This window comes from Mesorhizobium sp. P3_A10, from assembly GCF_056403175.1.
In genome coordinates, this window is the sequence record NZ_JBFUFZ010000001.1 from 47,920 (window position 1) to 66,656 (window position 18,737).

The 18,737-nt window shown below is 62.8% G+C and carries 21 protein-coding genes and 1 riboswitch; of the genes, 9 read left to right on the forward strand and 12 right to left on the reverse strand.

Annotated features, from left to right (window positions below; translation table 11 throughout):
- Position 1 precedes the first annotated feature (1 nt).
- From AC1DXU_RS00220 to AC1DXU_RS00230, 3 genes are read right to left on the reverse strand one after another with little or no spacing between them, the layout of a single operon-like run.
- Positions 2 to 853 (reverse strand): ABC transporter permease, encoded by an 852-nt coding sequence (locus tag AC1DXU_RS00220; RefSeq protein WP_477311952.1) that lies wholly within the window; start codon positions 851 to 853, stop codon positions 2 to 4.
- Complete coding sequence (locus AC1DXU_RS00225) at positions 840 to 1,670, reverse strand: ABC transporter ATP-binding protein (RefSeq protein ID WP_477362825.1); 831 nt, start codon at positions 1,668 to 1,670, stop codon at positions 840 to 842. Before AC1DXU_RS00225 ends, AC1DXU_RS00220 begins: the two co-directional genes overlap by 14 nt.
- 15 nt (positions 1,671 to 1,685) lie before the next feature.
- Complete coding sequence (locus AC1DXU_RS00230) at positions 1,686 to 2,690, reverse strand: ABC transporter substrate-binding protein (protein WP_477362828.1); 1,005 nt, start codon at positions 2,688 to 2,690, stop codon at positions 1,686 to 1,688.
- Between the two features lie 254 nt (positions 2,691 to 2,944).
- Here AC1DXU_RS00230 and AC1DXU_RS00235 point away from each other — a divergent pair, with 254 nt between their 5' ends.
- Together AC1DXU_RS00235 and AC1DXU_RS00240 are read left to right on the forward strand one after the other, a co-directional pair.
- Entirely contained in the window at positions 2,945 to 3,328 is a 384-nt protein-coding gene (locus AC1DXU_RS00235; protein WP_477362831.1) for a RidA family protein, read from the forward strand.
- A gap of 55 nt (positions 3,329 to 3,383) precedes the next feature.
- Complete coding sequence (locus AC1DXU_RS00240) at positions 3,384 to 4,187, forward strand: creatininase family protein (protein WP_477362834.1); 804 nt, start codon at positions 3,384 to 3,386, stop codon at positions 4,185 to 4,187.
- A 1-nt stretch (position 4,188) separates the two neighbouring features.
- Here AC1DXU_RS00240 and AC1DXU_RS00245 read toward each other — a convergent pair whose 3' ends face one another.
- The gene (locus AC1DXU_RS00245) at positions 4,189 to 4,698 is read right to left on the reverse strand and encodes a tyrosine phosphatase family protein (protein ID WP_477365901.1); all 510 of its coding nucleotides are present in this window, start codon (positions 4,696 to 4,698) and stop codon (positions 4,189 to 4,191) included.
- Entirely contained in the window at positions 4,698 to 5,753 is a 1,056-nt protein-coding gene (gene cobD, locus AC1DXU_RS00250; protein WP_477365904.1) for a threonine-phosphate decarboxylase CobD, read from the reverse strand. The genes AC1DXU_RS00245 and cobD overlap by 1 nt, the downstream gene beginning before the upstream one ends.
- Here cobD and cbiB point away from each other — a divergent pair.
- Positions 5,752 to 6,729 (forward strand): adenosylcobinamide-phosphate synthase CbiB, encoded by a 978-nt coding sequence (cbiB, locus tag AC1DXU_RS00255; protein ID WP_477362837.1) that lies wholly within the window; start codon positions 5,752 to 5,754, stop codon positions 6,727 to 6,729. The two genes, cobD and cbiB, sit on opposite strands and share 2 nt — an antisense overlap.
- Positions 6,730 to 6,741: 12 nt before the next feature.
- On the opposite strand, the gene cobO is transcribed toward cbiB, so the two are convergent.
- The 5 genes from cobO to AC1DXU_RS00280 form a co-directional block, all read right to left on the reverse strand.
- Positions 6,742 to 7,356 (reverse strand): cob(I)yrinic acid a,c-diamide adenosyltransferase, encoded by a 615-nt coding sequence (gene cobO, locus AC1DXU_RS00260; RefSeq protein ID WP_477362840.1) that lies wholly within the window; start codon positions 7,354 to 7,356, stop codon positions 6,742 to 6,744.
- Between the two features lies 1 nt (position 7,357).
- On the reverse strand, positions 7,358 to 7,873 hold the full coding sequence (cobU, locus tag AC1DXU_RS00265; RefSeq protein WP_477362843.1) for a bifunctional adenosylcobinamide kinase/adenosylcobinamide-phosphate guanylyltransferase: 516 nt from the start codon (positions 7,871 to 7,873) through the stop codon (positions 7,358 to 7,360).
- A complete protein-coding gene (locus AC1DXU_RS00270; RefSeq protein WP_477362846.1) occupies positions 7,866 to 8,666 on the reverse strand; it encodes a CbtA family protein in 801 nt (266 codons plus the stop codon). The genes cobU and AC1DXU_RS00270 overlap by 8 nt, the downstream gene beginning before the upstream one ends.
- 15 nt (positions 8,667 to 8,681) lie before the next feature.
- Positions 8,682 to 8,861 (reverse strand): CbtB domain-containing protein, encoded by a 180-nt coding sequence (locus tag AC1DXU_RS00275; RefSeq protein WP_477362849.1) that lies wholly within the window; start codon positions 8,859 to 8,861, stop codon positions 8,682 to 8,684.
- Between the two features lie 37 nt (positions 8,862 to 8,898).
- Positions 8,899 to 9,095, reverse strand: a riboswitch (cobalamin riboswitch).
- A 68-nt stretch (positions 9,096 to 9,163) separates the two neighbouring features.
- On the reverse strand, positions 9,164 to 9,856 hold the full coding sequence (locus tag AC1DXU_RS00280) for a gamma-glutamylcyclotransferase (protein ID WP_477362852.1): 693 nt from the start codon (positions 9,854 to 9,856) through the stop codon (positions 9,164 to 9,166).
- 136 nt (positions 9,857 to 9,992) lie between these two features.
- On the opposite strand from AC1DXU_RS00280, the gene AC1DXU_RS00285 reads away from it, so the two are divergent.
- Complete coding sequence (locus tag AC1DXU_RS00285; RefSeq protein ID WP_477362855.1) at positions 9,993 to 11,174, forward strand: aromatic ring-hydroxylating oxygenase subunit alpha; 1,182 nt, start codon at positions 9,993 to 9,995, stop codon at positions 11,172 to 11,174.
- Between the two features lie 139 nt (positions 11,175 to 11,313).
- Here AC1DXU_RS00285 and AC1DXU_RS00290 read toward each other — a convergent pair whose 3' ends face one another.
- The gene (locus AC1DXU_RS00290; RefSeq protein WP_477362858.1) at positions 11,314 to 12,513 is read right to left on the reverse strand and encodes an MFS transporter; all 1,200 of its coding nucleotides are present in this window, start codon (positions 12,511 to 12,513) and stop codon (positions 11,314 to 11,316) included.
- A 214-nt stretch (positions 12,514 to 12,727) separates the two neighbouring features.
- On the opposite strand from AC1DXU_RS00290, the gene AC1DXU_RS00295 reads away from it, so the two are divergent.
- Together AC1DXU_RS00295 and AC1DXU_RS00300 are read left to right on the forward strand one after the other, a co-directional pair.
- Positions 12,728 to 13,720, forward strand: a complete 993-nt coding sequence (locus AC1DXU_RS00295) for an acetyltransferase domain-containing protein (protein WP_477362861.1) — start codon at positions 12,728 to 12,730, stop codon at positions 13,718 to 13,720.
- Complete coding sequence (locus AC1DXU_RS00300) at positions 13,717 to 14,193, forward strand: methyltransferase family protein (RefSeq protein WP_477362864.1); 477 nt, start codon at positions 13,717 to 13,719, stop codon at positions 14,191 to 14,193. The genes AC1DXU_RS00295 and AC1DXU_RS00300 overlap by 4 nt, the downstream gene beginning before the upstream one ends.
- 41 nt (positions 14,194 to 14,234) lie before the next feature.
- On the opposite strand, the gene AC1DXU_RS00305 is transcribed toward AC1DXU_RS00300, so the two are convergent.
- Positions 14,235 to 15,413, reverse strand: a complete 1,179-nt coding sequence (locus AC1DXU_RS00305) for an ROK family protein (protein ID WP_477362867.1) — start codon at positions 15,411 to 15,413, stop codon at positions 14,235 to 14,237.
- 114 nt (positions 15,414 to 15,527) lie between these two features.
- Here AC1DXU_RS00305 and AC1DXU_RS00310 point away from each other — a divergent pair, with 114 nt between their 5' ends.
- The 3 genes from AC1DXU_RS00310 (at position 15,528) to AC1DXU_RS00320 (ending at position 18,700) form a co-directional block, all read left to right on the forward strand.
- On the forward strand, positions 15,528 to 16,799 hold the full coding sequence (locus AC1DXU_RS00310; RefSeq protein ID WP_477362870.1) for an ABC transporter substrate-binding protein: 1,272 nt from the start codon (positions 15,528 to 15,530) through the stop codon (positions 16,797 to 16,799).
- Positions 16,800 to 16,964: 165 nt separating this feature from the next.
- Complete coding sequence (locus tag AC1DXU_RS00315; RefSeq protein WP_477362873.1) at positions 16,965 to 17,849, forward strand: carbohydrate ABC transporter permease; 885 nt, start codon at positions 16,965 to 16,967, stop codon at positions 17,847 to 17,849.
- On the forward strand, positions 17,849 to 18,700 hold the full coding sequence (locus tag AC1DXU_RS00320; protein ID WP_477362876.1) for a carbohydrate ABC transporter permease: 852 nt from the start codon (positions 17,849 to 17,851) through the stop codon (positions 18,698 to 18,700). Before AC1DXU_RS00315 ends, AC1DXU_RS00320 begins: the two co-directional genes overlap by 1 nt.
- Positions 18,701 to 18,737 lie beyond the last annotated feature (37 nt).

The following is an 18,737-nucleotide window of genomic DNA, read 5'->3' on the forward strand; positions in this document are numbered from 1 at the left end:
CCTATCGCTCCTGCTTCAATGCACTTTCGTGCCAGCGCCGCAGGATCAGATGCGAAATCAGCGACAGCACCAGGAAGATCAAAATGCCGGTGAACGAAATCAGGATCAGCGCCGCAAACAGCCGCGGCGCGTTGAGCCGGTAGCCGGCCTCGATGATGCGCGAGGCAAGCCCCGACGACTGACCTTGCGCGCCGGCGACGAATTCGGCCACAACAGCGCCGATCAATGACAGGCCGCCGGCGATCTTCAGCCCGCCGAGGAAATAGGGCATCGCTGCTGGCAGCCTGAGATAGCGCAATTGCTGCCAGTGGGTCGCGCCGTTGAGCTTGAACATGTCGCGCAGATTGCGGTCGACGGAATTGAGGCCGAGCGTGGTGTTGGACAGGATCGGGAAGAAGGCGACGATCCAGGCACAAAGCAGCAGTTTCGTTGTCTGGTTGTCGACATAGATGTTGATCAGCGGAAAAATGGCGACGATCGGCGTCACCTGCAGCACGATGGCAAAGGGGAAGAACGACATCTCCACCCATTTCGATTGCGCAAACAGCACCGCCAGCCCGACGCCACCGATGACGGCGAGCGCCAGGCTGAGAAAAGTAATCTTGAGCGTCACCAGCAGCGAGGAGAACAGCAGGCCGGCATCGTCATAGAGCGTCTGCAGCACCACGCCAGGACGTGGCAGGATGTATTTCGGGATCTCGTTCCAGACGCAGACACGGTCCCACAACCATATGGCCAGGATCATGATCGCCAGCGGCAGCAGCCATTTGCCGATCCGTTCCAGCCGCTCCTCGCGCACGCGGCGCGCCTCCTCCGGATCGAGGTTTACGGCAGGTTGGTCAATGGCCGTCATGATGCGGTCCGGCGGTTGAGTTGATGGCGTTGACCAGGACGTCCGAAGCCTGGCGGCAGAGCGCTGCATAGTCTGGCGAGGTGCGAAAAGCCTCGTCGCGCGGATAGGGCGCATCGACGGCAAGCTCGCCGAACACCCGGCCCGGCCGCGCCGCCATGACAACGACGCGGTTGGACAGGAAAACGCTTTCAAAAACGCTGTGGGTGACGAAGACGACGGTGAAGCGCTCGTCCTGCCACAGCTCCAGAAGGTCGTTGTTGAGCTTGAAGCGGGTGATTTCGTCGAGCGCGGCGAACGGCTCGTCCATCAACAGCACGCGTGGCTTGGTGACCATGGCGCGCGCGATCGAGACGCGCATCTTCATGCCGCCGGAAAGCTCACGCGGCACGGCATTCTCAAAACCGGTCAGATGAACCCGCGCCAGCATCTCCATCACCGCCGGTGCCGCCTTGGCCCGCGACACGCCCTTCAGCCTGAGCGGCAGCCAGACATTGTCGAAGACATCGGCCCACGGCAGCAGCGTCGGCTCCTGGAAGACGAAACCGATTTTCGAGCGGTCGAGCGAGCCGCTGCCGCGCCAATCCAGCACGCCGGAAGTCGGCGTCGACAGGCCGGCAATCAGGCGCAAGGCAGTCGACTTGCCGCAGCCGGACGGCCCGAGAAGGCTGAGGAAATCGCCTTCCCGGATCGTCAGATTGACGTCGCTGAGCGCCGTCACGCCGTTGGAAAAAACCTTGCCGACGCCGCGCAGCGCCAGCAGCATCGGACTCTCGCCCGATGCGCTTGCCGGCGTTTGCGCCACTTTCTCCTGCATCATGTCCGGCAGACCGGCCTACTTCTTCAGCTCCAGCCCGACGCTCTTGTTGACGAAGGCAAGCGTGTAGGCCTTCTTGATGTCGATACCCGCCGGCGTGACCTTGGCCTTGACCATCTTGTCGTAGAAGCTCTGGATGCGCGCGTCGGTCATGGCGCCGATGCCGAGCTTTTCCGAATCGCCGGAATCGACGACGCCGAATTTCTTCAGCTGCTCGATCGAGAAGGCGATCTGGGCATCCGTCATGTCAGGATTGTCCTTCTTGATCATCTCATTGGCGGCCTTGTTGTCGCCGTAGAGGTAATTGTACCAACCCTTGGCCGAACCATCGACGAAGCACTGCACCACCTCCGGCCGCTTGTCGATCGTCGCCTGCATGGTCTCAACCGTGGTCGCGTAGGTGTCCCAGCCATAGTCGGCCAGCAGGAACTGGTTCGGCAGGAAACCACCCTCTTTCTGCACCGCGAATGGCTCCGAGGTGACATAGCCCTGCTGGATCGACTTCTTGTTGGCGATGAAGGGCGCCGAGTTGAAGGTGTAGGGCACGCGCTTGGCGGCATCGAAGCCGAGTTCCGTCACCATCCACTGGAAGAAGGTCTGCACGCCCTCGTCACCGAGGATGTACTGGTCGGCGGTCTTCAGGTCCTCCCACTTGTCCAGGCCTTGGCCGGGCTGGGACATGATGACCTGCGGATCCTTCTGGAAGTCCGCCGCCACCACGCGCATCGGAATGTCCTGCTGCACGGCATCGAACGCCGACAGCAGATTGCCGCCCATATAGAAATCGAGCTTGCCGGCGAGCAGCAACGGCCGCCCGCTGACCTGCGGGCCGCCCTGCATGATGGTCACGTCGAGACCGCAGGCCGCATAGGTGCCGTCTGCCACGGCCTGGTAGTAGCCGCCATGCTCTGGCTCGGCCAGCCAGTTGGTGCCGAACGTCACCTTTTCGTTTGCTGCCGCGCTCAGCGCGCTCGAAGCAAGCATGGCGATCGCCGCCACCGAAACCGTCAGTTTTCCGTACATCAACACCACCTTCTGTTTGCTCCGGCGCGCTCCGCGCCGGGCTCGACACCATTGGTTCAAGAAGCAAGACACATGCCACCGCCGGGACCGCCCGCTTGCGCAAGGTCGCGCGCGAAGGCCGGACGGGTCATGCTGCATGGAAGGCATCGTGCCTATTTTTTGAACGCCTGTCCACAATGGCGCCAATGCCATGCACCGCCATCTTGAAGGTCTCGGCGGTTCAGTCTTAGGCTGCCGACAAACCGGAGATTGTCATGTTCAAATTCCTTACGCCGAAGTCGATCAAGCCACCTTTTGCCCGCTATAGCCACGGCGTCGAGGTGCCGCCTGGCAAGCGGCTGGTTCTGTGTTCGGGCCAGGTCGCCATCACACCGGACGATCAGATTCCGGAGGATGCCGGCGCACAGGCCGAACTCTGCTTCAGGAATATCGAAGCGATTCTCGGCGAGGCCGGGCTCGGCCTTTCCGACATTATCCGCATCAACGCCTACGTTACCGACCGCGCCTTCCTGCGGCCCTATATGGACGTCCGCGACCGGCTGTTCGCCAGCCCGGCACCGGCCTCGACGCTGATGATCGTCTCCGGTTTCGCCCGGCCGGAATTCAAGGTCGAGATCGAGGTCATCGCGGCTGGGTGATCGACAGGCCGGCCTTCCCGCGCTAGGTCTGGCTCAAACATCTGAGAGACATGACATGACCGCAGCCAAGAGACGCGTGTGGTGGGGCGACTATCGAACCACCGAATACGCCGCGATCGACCCGGAGGCTACGATCGCCGTCCTGCCGGTGGCGGCGATCGAACAGCACGGCCCGCATCTGCCAGTCTCGACCGACACCTCGATCATGAATGGCATGCTTGAAACGGTGATCGCGCGCCTGCCCGGCGATCTCGACATCCGTATCTTGCCCGTCCAGGCGGTCGGCAAATCGAACGAGCACCTGCATGCACCGGGCACGCTCACGCTGCCGGCGACGACCCTGGTCGAGGCCTGGACCGAGCTTGGCCTGTCGATCGCACGCGCCGGCGTGAGAAAACTGATCGTCGTCAATTCGCATGGCGGCAATGAGGAGATCATGGGCATCATCACCCGCGAATTGCGGGTGCGCGCCAAGATGCTGGCGGTGAAGACGAGCTGGCAGCGCTTTGGCCGCCCGGTCGGCATGTACACCGAGCTTGAGGACCGCCACGGCATTCATGGCGGCGATGTCGAGACCTCGCTGATGCTGCATTTCCGGCCGGACCTCGTCGACATGGCAAAGGCCGACAATTTCGTTTCGAATGTCGCCAGCGCCGAAAAGGAATTTTCGCTGCTGCGCCACACCGGAACGCATGCCTTCGCCTGGATCGCCAGCGACCTCAACCCGAACGGCGTTGTCGGCGACGCCAGCATTGCCACCGCCGAAAAAGGCCGGCTGACATCAGAGCATCAAGCTGACGGTTTCATCAGCCTCTTGCGGGATGTGCGCAAGGCAAAGCTTTCCGACTGGCTGGCGTAAATTAGCCGTCAATTCTCAGCGCGAAGGGTGTGCCTTCAAAGGCGTCAGCGCCGCGCCCGATCGCCTCGATCGCTTCGATCATGCGGCCGTTGCGCTCGAGCAGCGCATCGGCGACCGCAATCAGCCGCGGGTTGGGTGTCGCCGACGGCGACAGCGCGCGCAGTGTCTGCGCCAATTCAACCTCGTCGCGCATCGGCGCCAGTGCTGCGGCGATGATGTAGGCCGAGGCGGTCGAACGGCTGATGCCGGCATAGCAATGCACGACCATCGGCTTCACGCGATCCCATTGACGGGCGAAATCGAGCAAATTGCGCACGTGCTCCTCGCCCGGCATGGTCATGCCGTCCTGCGCCGCCGCAATGTCATGCATGACCAGATGCAGGTGATTTTCCTTGGCGATAGCGGCCGGGCGCACCACTTCGGTTCCGGCGGCCAGCAGGGAAAGCAGCCGCTCGGCGCCAGTTTTAGTCACGGTTTCATCGACTTTTGCCAGCGAACAGACATGGATCATCATCGCGCGATCTCCTTGGCGCCAGCGTCGCGCTTGTGCGCCCATTCGGCAAGGGAGGATTCGAGCCGCTGCCATTCCTCCTGACTTCCGGGCAGGCCGGCGCGCAGCACTAGCGGCCGGTCGGTGAAATGGCGAAGCAGGATGCCGCGCTCGCCAAGTGCCGAAAACAGGCCGGCAGCGTCCACCAGCCTGAGAGAGCGGAACAGCGTAGTGCCGCCGACGACCGGAACGCCGAAACGGCCGAACAAGGCATCCAGCCGCTGTGCCTCCGTCTCCAGCGTCGCGCGCATCGCGGCCTGCCAACCACTATCGGCCAACGCCCGGATGCCATATTCGAGCGCCGGGCCAGCAACCGCCCACGGCCCGAATTGTGCGTCCAGCCGTTCGGCCGTTCGTACATCAGTCAATGCAAAGCCAAGCCGCAGGCCGGCCAGGCCGAAGAACTTGCCGAAGGAGCGCAATACGACGATCCCGCCCTGGTCGACATCGCCGGCAAGGCTCTCAGTGCGCGGACCGACATCCATAAACGCCTCGTCGACGACCAGCAACCCGCCCTTGGCTCGCAATCTTGCCGCAAGCTGCAGCAGCCTTTCGCGATCTATGACGCGCCCGTCCGGATTGTTGGGGTTGACGACGATAGCGAGGTCGGCACCTGCCAGCACCTCGAAATCTTCGACCTCCACGACCGAATGGCCGGCGATCGCGGCTGCCCGCGCATGTTCGGCATAGGTCGGTCCGAGCACCAGTGCCTTGCCGGGGCTGACCAGCGACGCGACGCGCGGCAACAGGATCTGCGTGCCGGGGGCCAGCACGATATTGGCTGCGGACGGCGCGCCATAGGCACTCGCCGCGATCCTGGCCAGCTCATGGGCGCGCGCGGCTTCCGGCAATCGCGACAGAGCGGTGGCGGGCAGCTCGAAAAGCGGGTAGGAGTGCGGATTGATACCTGTCGAGAGGTCGACAAAAGGCTGTGGCGCGTGAGGGAAGAGCGCGCTCGCCCGGCCAAGGCTCCCGCCGTGATCCACGGCAGCAATCGCTCCTTCAAGAAGCTTCATGTCGATCCTGATCGCCTTCCTGTCATTGGCCATTGAACGTGTCCTGGGCTACCCGGACTGGCTGTTCCGCGCCATCGGCCATCCCGTCACCTGGTTCGGCAGGCTGATATCCTTTCTCGACCGCAGGCTCAACCGCGCCACTGATTCCGACGCGCTGCGTCGCCGGCGGGGCGTCCTGGCGTTGCTGGTCATCGTGCTGGTGCCGGCGGCAATCGCCTTTGTGCTGCAAATCGTGCTCTGGCAGATATTGCCCACCGGAATGGTCGTCACCGCCATTCTGGCGACGTCGCTGCTGTCGCAGAAGAGCCTGACCGAGCATGTCGAAGCGGTGGCCGATGCGCTCGACACCGGCGGTCTGGCCTTGGGTCGTATCGCGGTTGCGCGCATTGTCGGCCGCGATCCGGAAAGGCTCGACAAACCGGGCGTGGCCCGCGCCGCGATCGAGAGCCTGGCCGAGAATTTTTCCGACGGCATCGTCGCGCCCGCTTTCTGGACCGGTGTTTGCGGCCTGGCGGGCGGCGTCGCCTACAAGGCCGCCAACACCGCCGATTCGATGATCGGTCACCGCACGCCGCGCCACGAGGCCTTCGGCCGGGCGGCTGCCCGGTTTGACGATTTCATCAACCTGCCGGCCTCCAGGCTGACCGCGCTGCTGATCGTGCTCGCCGCCTTTCTGGTTAAGGACGCCGATCCCCGCAACGCCTGGACAGCCATGCGGCGCGACGCGAAAAGACATCGCTCGCCCAATGCCGGCTGGCCGGAAGCGGCGATGGCCGGTGCGCTCGGCCTGGCGCTGGCTGGGCCGCGCAGCTACGGCGGCGTCATCGTCGAAGATGCCTTCATGGGCGAAGGCGGACGGCGCGAGGCGGATAGCCTGGATATCAGACGGGCGCTGAGGCTTTATCAAATCGCCGACTATCTGCTGATTGGGTTGTTCGGATTGCTCTCGGCGATCCTTATCGCGGTGACGCTCTGAGCGGCGTCACCCTCAGAACTCTATCCCCTGCTGCGCTTTCACACCCGCCGCGAAATGATGCTTGGTCACGCCCATCTCGGTGACCAGATCGGCGGCCTCGACCAGCGCCGGCTTGGCGTTGCGGCCGGTGACGACGACATGCAGGCCTTCGCGCCGCGCCTTCAGTGCCGCGACCACCGTGTCGAGATCGAGATAGTCGTAGCGCAGCGCGATGTTCAACTCGTCGAGCACCAGCAGGCTGATGGAAGCGTCGCCCATCAGCTCGAGCACCTTGGCCCAGGCAGCCTCGGCGGCAGCGATGTCGCGCTTCAGGTCCTGCGTCTCCCAGGTAAACCCCTCGCCCATCGCGTGCCAGACGACGCGATCGCCGAAGGCGGCAAAGGCGTCCTTTTCGCCGGTGTGCCATTTGCCCTTGATGAACTGGACGACACCGACGCGCTTGCCATAGCCGAGCATGCGCAGCGCCAGCCCGAAGGCGGCCGTGGTCTTGCCCTTGCCGGGGCCGGTGTTGACGATCAAAAGCCCCTTCTCGACCGTTTTGGCCGCGACTTCGGCATCCTGCACCGCCTTGCGCTTGGCCATCTTGGCGCGGTGGCGCTCTTCGTCCTTGGCATCGATCTCGGTCATTTCATTTCACCTTGAGCGGCAATCCCGCCACCATCAGCAGCACCGTGTCGGCGACCGCCGCGACCTGCTGGTTGAGGCGGCCGGCCGCATCGCGAAACCGGCGCGCGAGCGCATTGTCGGGCACGATGCCCTGGCCGACTTCGTTGGAAACAACAAACCACGGTCCGCGCGGTCGCGAAAGCACATCCGCCAGCCCTCGGCATTCGGCGTCAAGGTCATGCTCGGCCAGCATATGGTTGGTCAGCCACAGCGTCAGGCAGTCGATCAAGACAGGTTGATTGTCGGGCAGCGCCCCGATCGCGCCGGCAAGATCGAGTGGTGCATCGATGGTCGTCCAGCCCTCGCCGCGGCGCGAGCGGTGCAGCGCGATGCGCTCGCGCATCTCGTCGTCATAGGCTTGCGCCGTGGCGATGTAGGCCCACTGCGCCCCACCTGCCGTCACCAGTTTTTCGGCATGCGCGCTCTTGCCGGAGCGCGCACCGCCGATGATGAAGGTCAGTTCTTTACGATCAGGCAAAGCTGTCGCGCAGGCTAGTTGCCGTTCCCGTGAAGCGTCCGCGCACCACGCCGACGGCAGCACCAAGCACCAGCCAGAACACCAGATTGGTCACCGTAACCGCCACCACGAACTGATGGTGTAGGCCTTCCGGGATTGCTGTCACGAAGCTGTCCGGCTGCGGCGCACCGACAATATGTGGCGCCACGATCAAAGCCACGGCAAGGATCGCCAACGGCAGCGACTTGCGAAAGGCGAGAAGGCCCAGGCCAGCCGCTGTCGCCGCCACCGTTGCCCACCACCAGATCTGGCGCTGCATGAGGTCGGCTGCCGGCATTGCCGGCAGTTCGGGCGGCAGGCCGAGCCCCGGCGCCAGCGTGAACACGGCAAAGCCGGCCAGGCCCCAGAACAAGCCCTGACGCCAGGTCCCAATGCCGCCGGCGAATTCGGAAACCGCGACCAGGATCAGCGCGAAGCCGATGCCGGTGACGATATTGGCGACGACACTGAAAGCGAAGCGCTCGAAGCCATCGGCCGGCGACCAGCCTTCGTCTTCAGCCGGAGCCGCCGCTTCGGCCGGCGCCGGTGCGGCTGAGCTCATGGTGTTTTCCGCCGGTGCGGCACTGCTCATGGCATTGTTGGTGCTGGCGGCTGGTGCCGCAGCATGATCGTGCTGGTGGCCGCCAGCCTTCTCAAAAACTTCGGCCTGGTAAATCAGGGGGTCGGTAGCAAAGGCCTGCATGCAGGCGAGAACGACGCCAGCCACGAGCCCGGCGATCGCCGCGATGAACACGACGTTGCGAAACAGGTTCATGATGTCAATTCCTCGTCAGTGGCAGGGAAACGCCATCGAGTGGCGATAGTCGTGCGCGGCGTTGTGGACCACCTCGATATGCGAGAAGCCGACAACACCGACAACGAACAGGCCGAGAAATGCAGTGAGCACCAGCTGCATGAAGCGCGACTGCGAGGAGACGGAAGCGCCGATAGAGACGGAAGCGGTATTCATATCTTGTCCTTTCGCCCTCCACCCGAGGGCATAGAAGTCAGTGTCCCTGTCGCCGGCAGGTCTCCTGGCTCGCGGATCAGCGCCCTTCCCCACCTTCCCGAAGAAAAATCTTCAGTGGCATATGGAGAGGACTACCGCACACAGTTGCGGGGGCAGCCACGGCATTGGGCAACAACTCAGCCCGCACCGCATTCCCTCTTGGCTCCAAACGGAACCGACGACAGCTAGCGACTATAGGCAAAATCGCAGCGCCCGGCAAACCAAATTCCGCCGGTTACCAGCGTGAATGCGCCACCCTGGCCTTAAGCTGCGGACGCGGCGATCCGCTCGGCCACGAGGCGCTGCAGCCGCCATAGATGGCGATCGTGAATGCCGCGCTCTTCCAGGTTTTTCACCGTGTTATAGAGATAGTCCGCGCCTGAGCCCCAGTGTCCACAGGACGTCGCCAGCCGTTCGACGACCCTCTCCTCGGCGAGCGGTCCGGAATAGGTGAGGCCATTGCGGTTGATGACGAACGCCAGCGCCTTTATCGGGCCGTTGTCGCTTCCCAGGTTGAGCAGGCGGGGATGGTAGCTTGTCGGCTTTAGTGTCACTTCGCGCCTGAAAAGCTTGCCCAGCTGCTGCCGCCGATCCGCGTCGCCAAGCCGAAGGGCGACGCCCTTGCACTGTCCGCCACGGTCCAGCGCCATCATCAGGCCGGGGCTGTCCTTGGTGCCGCGCCAGCGGGTCATGTTCATGCAAAAGGAGCGGTGCCAACCGCGCGCCAAGGCCACCCGCTCTTCGACATGATCGATTTCGGGTTTCCAGATCAGCGAGCCGTAGCCGAACAGCCACAGCGGTTCCGAGTCAGGGAGTTCCGCCTGCAATGCGTCCACCAACGCGTCATAGTCGGCATCATCCAGGTGCCCTGCATCCGGATCCGGACCTGTATCCTCGATCGCGCGCCAGCAGCGCGCGACCAGTTCCGGCGTGAGCGACATCTGTCGTGTAGACAATTCTCAATCCTCTTGTTCAAGGACATGATTAGGCATCGCGGTCGAAACCGGCAATGCGGCGCCGTGCCAAATGCCGTCACTAGAATTGACAAAAGATTTGCCGGGGTGTCGGCTGGCACATCACAGGAAGCCAGCCATGCAACCCAACCCCGGCGAGCGCGATCCCTATAACGGCCTGACCCGGGCCGAATCGACGCTGCCGTCGTCGGCCTATTGGGATGCAAACGCCTACCAGCGCGATCTAGACGCCATCTGGTACAGAAACTGGCTGCTGGTCTGCCGCGAGACCGATCTTGCCCAGCCACTGGCGTTCCGCACATTCCGTGTCGGCACGCAGGAAATCGTCGTGCTGCGCGACGACACCGGCGTGCTGCGCGCTTTCCACAACACCTGCCGGCATCGCGGCTCGCAGCTTTGCCAGGAAAGCGAGGGCCGGCTGAAGGCGCGGCTGATCACCTGCCCCTATCACGCCTGGTCCTATTCGCTGCGCGGCGATCTCGTGCGCGTTCCCTCGAAATCGCTGCCCGACGGTTTCGACAAGGCCGATCATCCGCTCTACCGCGTGGCGCTGTCGGTGTGGCGCGGCTTTGTCTTCGTCAATTTGCAGGAGGACGCCAACGGTTCGGCGCAAGCATCCTTCGATCCCGCATCCGGCAATCTCGGCAACTGGCCGCTGGAAACGCTGGTCAGCGGCCACGTGCTGAAGAAGGTGATGAACTGCAACTGGAAGATTTTTTGGGAGAACTTCAACGAGTGCCTGCACTGCCCCGGCGTCCACAAGGACCTGTCGCGGCTGGTGCCGATCTATGGCCGCGGCCTGATGGGAAGGCACGATGACCCGGACTGGGTTCGCCATGCCGACAATGACGCGCCGGAATTTTCCGGCGGCCTGCGCGCCGGCGCCGAGACATGGTCGCGTGACGGGCAGGCGCATGGACCGGTGTTTTCCGGGCTGACGCCGGCCGAGCGCGCCGCCGGCCAGACCTACGCCACGTCACTGCCATCGATGTTCATCGTCGGCCATGTCGACTATATCAGGACCGTGCGGCTGGTACCGCTTGGCCCCGAACAGACCGAACTCACCGCCGAATGGCTTTTTTCGCCCGAAGCGCTGACGGCACCCCAGGCCGATATCGACAACATCGTCGCCTTCGGCCGGCAGGTGCTGGAGGAAGACGCCGCGATCTGCGAGGTCAACCAGAAAGGCCTGCGCTCGCTGCGCCACCAGGCCGGCGTGCTGATGCCGGAGGAATACGATCTGCACCGCTTCCACAACTGGGTGCGTGAGCAGCACGCAGCGGTTGGAACAACCGCCTAGTCGGCCTTCAGAATTCGCTCCGGCGAGGCATATGGAGTGGTTTTCGAGCACCGGCGCGCAGCGGACTTTTGGGTCCGTGAGCACCGGAAGCGGAGAAAATCGCGACAGATGTCCGCCGGAGTAGAATTATCAAGGCCGACTAAAGCGATTTCGGCAGATAGCGCCACGTGACAAAACCGCAGACCACCGCCAGCAGGCCGAGCGTCGCGAACACCGAACCTAGGCCGAAGAACGCCAGCACCACCGAATAGACCAGCGGCGGCGTCAGCTCGGAAAAGTCGAGATAGGTGCGATAGACCGCCGCCATCTGCGCCCTCTCATAGGAGCGCACCGAGCGCATGAAGGCGGTAGAGCCGAGTGCGTCGAGCGCAATGGTGAAGAACGCGCCGCAGAGCAAAAAAGCGCCGGTGAGCAGCGGCACGGTTTCGCCGACCGCGCCCGCCGCCAACAGCATCGCCGACATGGCGAAATAGGCGAACGTCATGGTGCGCCGACCGCCGAAGCGCTTGCCCGCCTTGCCCCAGAAGATCGCCATGAACAAAAGCGCATTGCCTGCCGACACCAGCAGGCCGCCGGCCAACTTGCCTTCGCCGGTGATGACCATGAACAGCGGCCCGTAGACGAAGAACGTCGTCCAGAAACAGGAGCGGCCGAAGGCGATCAGCCAGGCGAGTCTGAGCCGCGGCTGGGCGACGAAGCGGCCGATATTGGCCAGCGGATTGGCCGGCCGCGTTTTGCCCGGGCGGATCGATGGGTTGTCGCCAAGCCGGTAGGTCCAAAACAGCGCCAGCAGGATCATGGCAAAAACAGCAACCGCGCCATGCGCGGCATAGATGCCGAAGCGCGTGTAGAGAAAGATGCCGAGCGTCGGCCCGCCGGTCCAGGCAAACATCGACCATGCCATGCGCAGCGATTCCGCCTGCATGAAGTCGGTCTTGCGGATGTGGTCCATGATGTAGAGGTTGAGCGTGATCGACAGTGCGCTGGCGCCCATGACGCGGCACAGCATGCCCGCCAATTGCCCGGCCAGCGTGTGGGTGACGAAGAACAGCGAGCCTATGGCCAGCAGGCAGGCGCCTGCCGTGTAGACCCAGCGCCGGGCAAAGCGGCGGATCAGCATTGGCATGAACAGCGTCACCGACAGGCCAAGCATGGCCACGACGGTGTAGAGGATCGAGACGATCTGCTCGTTGTGCAAGATCTCGTAGGCCTGGATCGGGATGACGCTCGACACCGTGGCGCGCGCGAAGGACTCGACCGTATAGAGCGAGGCAAAAGTGCGCGCATCCGCCGGCCGCAAGGCCGGAAGCCAGATCGGATGGCGCACATGGGTGGACATTGCTTTCCCCGAAGCAGATTCGCGAGGCCAATCTGGCGTGGCCATCCAGGTGTCGGTAACAGGAAACCGACCCGTTCACGGCAAAAAGCGAAGCCGGCCAAAGGCTTTCCGGCGCTGGCCTAAAGCAGGCCCTGATGCGGTGTCTCGGCCTGCCTTCTTTTGTCCGGTGCAACCGTGCTAGTCGTCTTGAGGGCTGAATCAGAATTACGAGACCATGAGCATCCATACCGCCGCCGTCCCGGATCAACCGAAGCGCATTGTCGCCATCGACGTCGTGCGCGGCATCGCGCTGATCGCCATGGCCAGCTACCACTTCACCTGGGATCTGGAGAATTTCCACTACACCGATCCCGGTCTCACCGCCTTCGGATGGTGGAAGATCTACGCGCGCTGCATCGCCTCGACCTTCCTGTTCCTGGTCGGCGTCAGCCTGTTTCTCGCCCATGGCAGGCAGATCCGCTGGAACGGCTTCTGGAAACGCTTTGCCATGGTCGCCGTGGCGGCGATCGCCATATCGGCAGTCACCTGGTTCGTCACGCCGGACAGCTTCATCTTCTTCGGCATCTTGCACGAGATAGCGCTGGCCAGCCTGCTTGGCCTTTTGTTCCTGCGCCTGCCATCATTGCTGACGCTTGTCGTGGCGGCGATCGTGATCGCTGCGCCGATCTACCTCAGATCCGAAGCCTTCGATCATCCGGCGCTGTGGTGGGTTGGTCTGTCGGCGGTCAACCCGCGCTCCAACGACTATGTGCCCGTCTTGCCCTGGTTCGGCGCCGTGCTCATCGGCATCGCCGCAGCAAAGCTCGCTTCCACGTCAGGCGTGCTGGCGCGGTTGGCAACGCTCACGCCCGGACGATGGGCCAACCCGCTGATCTTCATCGGCCGTCACAGCCTGGCTTTCTATCTGATCCATCAGCCGCTGCTATTTGGCTGTGTCTGGCTGTTCTCGCAGATCATGCCGGCGCCGGTGGAAACCAGGGAGGTGACCTTCCTGAAAGAGTGCCAGGTATCCTGCGAGCAGCAGCGCGACACGGAGTTCTGCGCCAGCTATTGTGTGTGCATGCTGGATACGCTGCAAAGCGAGGCAACATTCGATCGGCTCTACAATGGCGACCAGACCCCGGAGTTCAAGGCGCATCTCGGCGATCTCGCCGGCACCTGCACCGCCAAGACCGAGAGCTCGATGATGGAGGGAGGGCAACAATGACCGACAGCCAGCCGAAACCCGGTCACATACCATGGCCGCCGCTGATCTATGTCGCTGCTATCGCCATCAGCATCGCGCTCGGCCTGCTCTACCCGCTGCCATGGATCGGCGACATTGCGGGCGACCTGCTTTTCGCCGCCGGCTGGGTGGCGCTGTTCGGCGTCGCCGCACTCTGGTTCACCGCCATCCGCAGCATGATACGGGCCAAGACGACGTTCAACCCGAACGCCGTGCCGGACCATCTGGTGACGTCAGGCCCTTTCGGCATCACGCGCAACCCGATGTATCTGGCCAACACGCTGCTGTTGATCGGCGTCGCCTTCGTCACGGGCATCGCATGGTTTCTGCCGCTGGCCCTGATCGCGGCCTTCGCAACACAAAAACTCGCGATCGAGGGCGAGGAAAAGGTGCTGGCGGCTAAATTCGGCAAGAAGTACCGCGACTACGCCAAAAGAGTGCGGCGCTGGATTTGAACAGCCCAGGCCGCCGCTGCCAGACTTAACAGGTTCCTCGCCTAAACAACGACCCTGATTTCGCCTGGCCGGCTTTCGAAGTCGAAAAGCCTCTGGGTAGCAAGGGCAGCAGCGCCCCGCGCCCAGGAATCGTCGGCCCAGTCTGGCGTGATCGGCGGCGGTGCCCACATGGCGTAACGTCCCAGCGCGTTGCGCATAGGCTCGAAGAGATAGTCGCCGAAGCTGACGGCTTCGCCGCCACCGACAATCACTTCCGGATCGATGATGTTACAGAAGCCGCCCAGAAACCTGCCGATGCCTTCGCCCGCTTCACGCAACAAATTCACCGCCGTCTCGTCGCCGGCCTTGGCCGCTTCGAGCATGTCGTAGCGGTCAACGTCGCGTGAGAGGCCTTTCGCCTCACGCCACCGCTTGACCAATGCCGGCTCGGAGAAAAACGTTTGAAGGCAGCCGTGGCGGCCGCACTCGCATAGTGGCCCGTTGGGATCGTAGATGGAGTGCCCCATCTTGCCCGCGGCCCCGTTCGCGCCGTGATGCACGGCGCCGTCGACCACCACCGCGCAACTGATGCCGGCGCCGATCGCCAGCGCGCCGACAGTGCGGTGATGCCGGCCGAGGCCGAACAATTGCTGCGCTAGCGCGAAAGCGTTGGTGTCGTCGTCGGCCCAGACGGGCACATTCACGAGGTCGGCGAGCATGGCCGCTATCGGCACGTCGGTCCAGCCGAACCGGTGACTGAGCCGGCAGACGCCATTGTCGATAACTCCGGGCACCGCGATGCCGATGCCGCTAAGCTGCGCGCCGATCGGCGCATCACGGTCCGCAAGCAATACCTTGACGGCAGCTGCACAGGCATCGGCCACGCTCTGTGGTGACTGATCCGGCACTGCGACCTGCTTGGTGACAAGAGGCGTCGTGGCGAGGTCGGTTAGCACGCAATCGATCGCACCGACCATCAGCTTGAACCCGACGACGAGGCGGCCCGCATAGTTGATGTTGATCGGGATGGGCCGCCGCCCCGGCGCTCCGACGCTGGCTTCTCCCTCGACCAGGATGTTCTCGGTCAACAGGTCGGAGACGACGAACGTCACCGCCGCCGGGCTCAATCCGGTGATCGCGGCGATCTCGGCGCGGCTGATCGCCCCTTCCCTGCGCAGCAGGTTGAGGATCAGTCGACGATTGATCGAACGCGAGGTCTGCTGGTCACCTTTGAGTTTCATTCCCGCCTCATTGTTAATTTTGTAAATTAAGTATTGACCTGCTTCGCCTGCATACGCTACGACTTGCCTCGGTTCAATTGGAATCCGGCTGTTCTCAGGGAGGAGATAAAAGCCATGGCCATCACCGTTACAAGTCTGTCCACGACAAGGCGCCGCTTCCTCAAGGGCACGGGCGCCGCTCTCGCCGCATCCGCCACCGGGAGCCTTTGCTTGCCGGCTCTGGCGCAGTCGCAGGAAATCACCATCATCTCCAATATTGGCAACGCGGCTCAGCGCGAGGTGCTGCAGCGGCTGGCAGGCGAATACGAAAAGGCGTCTGGCACCAAAGTCACCATCAACAACATGGATCACGAGGCGCACAAGACGGCGATCCGCAGCTACCTCGTCGTTGGTGCGCCTGATATCTGCTTCTGGTTTTCCGGGAACCGCATGAAGGCCTTCGTCAAGAAAGGCCTGTTCGACGACATCTCCGACCTGTTCGCCCACGAGAACTACAAGGACGTGCTTGGCGCCACGACAAATGCGGTCACCGTCGACGGCAAGCAATACGGCCTGCCGATGGGCGGCCTGCTTTGGGGCCTTTTCTACCGCAAGGACGTCTTTGCGGAACACAATTGGACGCCGCCGAAGACCTGGAACGACTTTCTCGCCTTTGGCGAGGCTGCGAAATCCGCAAGCATGATCCCGATGAGCATGGGCACGAAAGAACTCTGGCCTGCGGGCGGCTGGTTCGACCACATGAACCTGCGCATCAACGGCCTCGACAAGCACATCGCCCTGATGGACGGCACGGTCCAATACACCGATCCGATGCTGACACCCGTCTTCGACAAATGGAACGACCTGCTCAAGGCCGGTTTCTTCTCGCCCAACCACAGTTCGTTCGGTTGGGAACAGGCAGGTGCTGCGCTGGCGCAGAAGAAAGCCGCCATGATGGATCTCGGCGGTTTCGTCAGGTCCGCCTTCCCGGAGGCAGATCTCCCGCAACTCGCCTACGCGCCATTTCCAGAAATCGTCCCCGGCGTCGCCAGGTATGAGGATTTTTCGGTCAACTCCGTGCATGTCCCAGCCAATGCCAAGAACAAGCAAGGCGCGCGCGAATTCCTTGCCTATTTCTACAAGGCGGAAAACCTGGCGGCTTTCCTCGCGGCCGAAGGAGCGATCCCGCCACGCAACGACTGCCCACCCAGCAAGGATCCACTGGTGAATGCCGCCGTCGAGGAGCTGAAGAAAGTGGTCGGCACGTCACAATACTACGATCGTGATACCGATCCTGACATGGCGCAGGAAGGCATGACCGGGCTTCAGGAATTCATGGTCAAGCCTGAACGGCGCGACCAGATTCTCACGCGGCTGGAAAAGACCCGCAAGAGAATTTTCGGCTAGTCCTCCCGGGGCATGGCGGGAGCAGTCCAATGCATGTCGCCCAAAAGTGCGCAGCGGTTTTGGGACAACGACATGCACAAAGCAAAGACTTAAAGCGCGTCGGCTGAGTCCGTTTCAACGCGACGCGCTTTATGGCTGTTCCCGCCCCTTTTTTGGATGAATCCAATGCAGCACTTTTGGCGCCGAAATCGTCATTGGTTGACGCCGGCTTTGTTCCTCCTGCCAGGCCTCGCTTTGTTCGGCGCGGTGATCCTCGCGGCGTCGCTGGAGACGATCTGGATCTCCCTGCACGAATGGGACGGCATCGGCCCCAAGATCTGGGTCGGTGTCGCCAACTATGTCGAGCTGGCCGACGACCCGCAATTCTACGTCTCGCTGAAGAACAACGTCATCTGGTTGGTGATCTTCATGCTGGCGCCACCGATCGGCCTGGCGCTGGCGTTGATCGTCAACCAGCAGATCGGCGGCATGCGCATCTTGAAGTCGCTGTTCTTTGTCCCGCTGGTGCTGGCGACGGTGACCGTGGGCGTCGTCTTCGGCTGGGTCTATGATCCAACTTATGGCCTGCTGCAATTGATCTTCGGTCTGTTCGGCGGCACCGCGCCGGCGCTCTTGTCCGACGAGAACTTCGCCACTTTCGCGGTTGCCGCCGCAGGCCTTTGGCCGCAGATCGCCTTCTGCATGGTGCTGTTCCTGGCGGGCCTGAACAATCTCAACGACGACCTGATCGGCGCCGGACGCGTCGATGGTGCGCGCGGCTGGCCCATGCTGCGCCATGTGGTCCTGCCGCAACTGTCGCAGGTCGGGTTCATTGCGATCGCGGTGACAGTCATCGGCGCCCTGCGCTCTTTCGACATGGTCGCCGTCATGACCAGTGGCGGCCCTTACGGCTCTTCGACGGTGCTCGCCTACCAGATGTACGAGGAATCGATCTTTTCCTATCGCTTCGGCTATGGCGCGGCGATCGCCACCGTTCTCTTCGTGATCATGACCGCCTTCATCGCCTGGTACCTGCACGGCCTCATCAAGGCCGAACGGAGTAACGCCTGATGTATCCGCGCCCAATTCCCGAAGAAGCCAAAATCAAGCGTGCTCTTTACGTCGGTGGCGTAACCCTCGTCGTCGCGCTTTGGCTGGTGCCGCTGCTTGCCGTCATGCTGACGTCGATCCGCTCCAACGAGGAGTTGATGGCGGGCAACTACTGGGGCTGGCCGCAGAAATTCAGCTTGGTCGAGAACTACACCGCGGTCTTCGAGCAGACCGCGATGCTGCGCTTCTTTCTCAACAGCCTGCTGATCACCATCCCCGCGGTGATCGGCGTCCTGATCCTGTCGACATTGACCGGCTTCGTTCTGTCCCGCTATCCATTCCGCGGTTCAAATCTCATTTTCGCCCTGTTCGTCGGCGGCAATTTCCTGCCGGCCCAGGTCATGATGATCCCGGTGCGCGACCTGATGGTGAGGCTCGGTCTCTACGACACCATCTACGCGTTGATCATATTCCACGTTGCCTTCCAGACCGGCTTTGCGACGCTCTTCATGCGCAACTTCATCGCCGCCTTGCCCGGCGAATTGTTCCAGGCGGCACGCGCCGAGGGCGCGTCGCCATACCAGGTGCTGCGCCATGTGGTGGTTCCCCTGGTACGGCCGGCACTGGCGGCGCTCGCCATCCTTACCTTCACCTTTGTCTGGAACGACTATTTCTGGGCGATTGTTCTGACCCAGAGCGACGCGGTCAAACCCGTCACGGCCGGGCTGAACAATCTGCGCGGCGAATGGACTTCCGCCTGGAACATCGTGTCGGCGGCAACGATCTTCGTCGCCCTGCCCCCGGTCGTGATGTTCTTCCTGATGCAAAAGCACTTCATCAGCGGCCTGACGATGGGGGCGGTGAAGGGGTGATGTCTGGAAACGGCCGGAAATCCACATCGGGTGGCAT